The 3,889-nt window shown below is 69.7% G+C and carries 2 protein-coding genes; one reads left to right on the top strand and one right to left on the bottom strand.

Annotation, left to right across the window (positions count from 1 at the left end; all coding sequences use genetic code 11):
* Positions 1-25: 25 nt before the first annotated feature.
* The gene (locus tag ACFXGX_RS23645) at positions 26-991 is read right to left on the bottom strand and encodes a hypothetical protein (RefSeq protein WP_384794591.1); all 966 of its coding nucleotides are present in this window, start codon (positions 989-991) and stop codon (positions 26-28) included.
* 137 nt (positions 992-1,128) lie between these two features.
* On the opposite strand from ACFXGX_RS23645, the gene ACFXGX_RS23640 reads away from it, so the two are divergent.
* Positions 1,129-3,780: a valine--tRNA ligase gene (locus tag ACFXGX_RS23640; RefSeq protein WP_384794589.1), complete on the top strand. Its 2,652-nt coding sequence runs from the start codon at positions 1,129-1,131 to the stop codon at positions 3,778-3,780.
* The last annotated feature ends 109 nt before the right edge of the window (positions 3,781-3,889 follow it).

Below are 3,889 nucleotides of genomic sequence, written 5' to 3'. Positions count from 1 at the left end.
CGTCGAACCTGTTCCGCGGACGGCGTCAGATCTTCTGGCGGACGTCCTTGCGGAGCTTCGCGGTGATCTCGGCCGCGGCCTCGGGCGTGCTGCCCTTTCCGGCCATCATGCTCGCGAAGTCGATCGGCATCACGAAGCCCAGCGTGCTGTGGTCGCCCCAGATGCAGACCGGCATCGTGAACTCCTTCGGCCCGGCGGCACCCGTGCTGGAGGAGTCGTTCTTGACCTTGATCTCCTGGCACTTGAGGACGGCACCGTCGAGCGCGCTCGGCGTGTACGCCTTCGGGCTGCCGACGAGCTCGCCGTCCTTGGTGCCTTCCTTCTCCTGGTTCGTCTTCATGTCGGCGAACATGTTGTCGACGGTCTTCTCCGGGTCGTCGATGGTTCCCCAGACACCGCCGAACGAGATCTGCTTCGCCGCCAGCGGGTTGCTCTTGTCCCCCGACTGGTAGGCCGCGTTGACGTCCTTGGGGTTCTTCACACCCCAGCCCTCGGCGTCCTTGAGGTCGTCCTTGGTCATGCCGCCGCCGCTGTCGCTGCTGTCGCTGGACTTCTTGTACTCGCCACCGAGGACCGATGCCGGCGTCGTCAGCTTGTGCGGGCCGTCGTCGGCCACGTCGGAGCTGCTGCTGCCCCCGAGCACGAGGTACGCGGCCACCGCGATGGCCGCGACCACGGCCACGCCACCGATGATCAGGGCCGTCTTCTTCTTGCCGCCGGACGGCTCGGGCGGCATCGGGACCGTGCCGTAGGGAGGCTGCTGCCCGTAGGCCGGCGGCTGGCCGTACGGGGGAGTCTGCGGCGGGACACCCGGAGCCTGCGGGGGGTAGCCGTAGCCGGGCTGCGCCGGGGGAGCCTGCTGGGGGTAGCCGTAGCCGGGCTGAGGGGCGGGCGGCTGCTGGCCGTAGGGGCCAGGCTGGCCGCCCGACTGACCGTAGGGTCCGGGCTGCTGGGGCTGCCCGCCGTACGGGCCCGGCTGGTTGTAGCTCATTTCTGGGTTCCCCTCCAGATGCCTTATGTGTTCCTGACATCCTGACGCACAGGTCGGACAACCAGGTCCGCAGGGGGTGCACCGTTACGAAGTAATCCCGTTTCGGGACCGGGGCGTGACGCCTCTAAACTGATCCCGTGACCGAGAACGCTCAGCAGCAGCCATCAGAGCCCATCCCCGAACTGCCGACCCAGTACGCGCCGGCCGATGTGGAGGGGCCGCTGTACGAGCGCTGGGTAGAGCGTGGCTACTTCGAGGCGGACGCGAAGAGCGACAAGCCTCCGTTCACGGTGGTCATCCCGCCGCCGAACGTCACCGGCAGCCTGCACCTCGGGCACGCCTTCGAACACACCCTCATCGACGCCCTCACGCGCCGCAAGCGCATGCAGGGCTTCGAGACGCTGTGGCAGCCCGGCATGGACCACGCCGGCATCGCCACGCAGAACGTCGTCGAGCGCGAGCTGGGCAAGGAGGGCAAGTCGCGGCACGACCTCGGCCGGGAGGCGTTCGTCGAGCGCGTCTGGCAGTGGAAGGCCGAGTCCGGCGGGCAGATTTCCGGCCAGATGCGCCGCCTCGGTGACGGCGTCGCCTGGTCGCGCGAGCGCTTCACGATGGACGAGGGCCTGTCCCAGTCCGTCCAGACCATCTTCAAGAAGCTCTACGACGACGAGCTGATCTACCGCGCCGAGCGCATCATCAACTGGTGCCCGCGCTGTCTGACCGCCATCTCCGACATCGAGGTCGAGTACCAGGACGACGACGGCGAGCTGGTCTCCATGAAGTACGGGGAGGGGGACGAGTCCATCGTCGTCGCCACCACCCGTGCCGAGACGATGCTCGGTGACACCGCCGTCGCCGTCCACCCGGGCGACGAGCGGTACAAGCACCTCGTCGGCAAGCTCATCAGGCTGCCGCTGACCGACCGTTCCATCCCGGTCGTCGCGGACGAGCACGTCGACCCCGAGTTCGGCACCGGCGCCGTCAAGGTGACGCCCGCTCACGACCCGAACGACTTCGAGATCGGGCAGCGCCACGGCCTGCCCAACATCGCCGTCATGGACGAGCACGCGATCATCACGGTCCCCGGCCCCTTCCAGGGCCTGGACCGGCTCGAGGCCCGTTCCGCCATCGTCGGCGCCCTGCGCGCCGAAGGCCGGATCGTCGCCGAGAAGCGGCCCTACAGCCACTCCGTCGGCCACTGCTCGCGCTGCAAGACCACCATCGAGCCGCGCCTGTCCATGCAGTGGTGGGTCAAGGTCGGCCCCCTCGCGAAGGCCGCGGGCGACGCGGTCCGCGACGGCCGCGTCAAGATTCACCCGCAGGAGATGGAGAAGCGGTACTTCGACTGGGTCGACAACCTCCACGACTGGTGCATCTCGCGGCAGCTGTGGTGGGGCCACCGGATCCCCGTCTGGTACGGGCCGAACGGTGAGATCGTCTGCGTCGGTCCCGACGACGAGGCCCCGACGGGCGAGGGCTGGCACCAGGACACCGACGTCCTCGACACCTGGTTCTCCTCCGGCCTGTGGCCGTTCTCCACGCTCGGCTGGCCCGAACAGACCGAGAGCCTCGCGAAGTTCTACCCGAACTCCGTCCTGGTCACCGGCTACGACATCCTCTTCTTCTGGGTCGCCCGGATGATGATGTTCGGCCTGTACGCGATGGACGGCACCCCGCCGTTCCACACCATCGCCCTGCACGGCATGGTCCGCGACCAGTTCGGCAAGAAGATGTCCAAGTCCTTCGGGAACGCGGTCAATCCGCTGGACTGGATGGACAAGTACGGCAGTGACGCCCTGCGGTTCACGCTCGCGCGCGGCGCCAACCCCGGCGTCGACGTGCCGATCGGCGAGGACTGGGTCCAGGGCTCGCGCAACTTCGCCAACAAGATCTGGAACGCCACCCGCTTCGCGCTGATGAACGGCGCGACGGTCGAGGGTGAACTCCCGCCCGCCGAGGAGCTGTCGGCCACCGACCGCTGGATCCTGTCCCGGCTGAACGCCACGGTCGCCGAAGTCGACGCCCTGTACGACGACTTCCAGTTCGCCAAGCTGTCGGACGCGCTGTTCCACTTCGCGTGGGACGAGGTCTTCGACTGGTACGTCGAGCTGTCCAAGACGACGTTCATGGCGGGCGGCGAGCCCGCGAAGGTCTCCGGCCGGGTCCTCGGCGAGGTCCTGGACGTCACCCTCCGTCTCCTCCACCCGATCGTCCCGTTCGTCACGGAGACCCTCTGGACCACTCTCACGGGCGGCGAGTCGGTCGTCATCGCGGAGTGGCCGAAGGCCGTGTCCGTTCCCGGCGCCGAGGCGCAGGGAGGCTTCCGTGACGCCGCCGCCGAGCGGGAGATCGAGAAGCTCCAGCAGGTCATCACGGAGGTCCGCCGCTTCCGTGCCGACCAGGGCCTCCAGCCCGGCCAGCGGGTCCCGGCCCGGCTGACCCTCGACGGGACCGCGCTGGCCCCGCACGAGGCGGCCATCCGCCAGCTCCTGCGGCTCCAGCCGGAGGGCGAGAGCTTCTCGGCCACGGCGACCCTGCCGGTGGCGGGTGCCACGGTCGCGCTCGACCTGTCGGGCACGATCGACGTGGCCGCCGAGCGCAAGCGTCTGGCCAAGGACCTCGCGGCCGCCGAGAAGGAGAAGGCCCAGGCGAACGCCAAGCTCGGCAACGAGGCGTTCCTCGCCAAGGCGCCGGACAACGTCGTGGACAAGATCCGCGGCCGGCTCGCCAAGGCGGACGAGGACATCGCCCGCATTCAGACCCAGCTCGACGGCCTCCCCGAGGCGTAGCCGTCCGCACCGCGCAAGCGAAGGCCCCCCCGCGCCACCCCCGCGCCGGGCGGGGCGGGGGGGCCGGGGGGGGGGGGGGGGGCCCCCCCCCCCCCCCCCCCCCCCCCCC

Origin of the sequence: Streptomyces sp. NPDC059371 (assembly GCF_042751995.1) — a bacterium.
Classification (GTDB): Bacteria; Actinomycetota; Actinomycetes; order Streptomycetales; family Streptomycetaceae; genus Streptomyces.
Note: the sequence above shows the minus strand (reverse complement) of the source record. Positions and strands in the feature narration are given on the sequence as shown.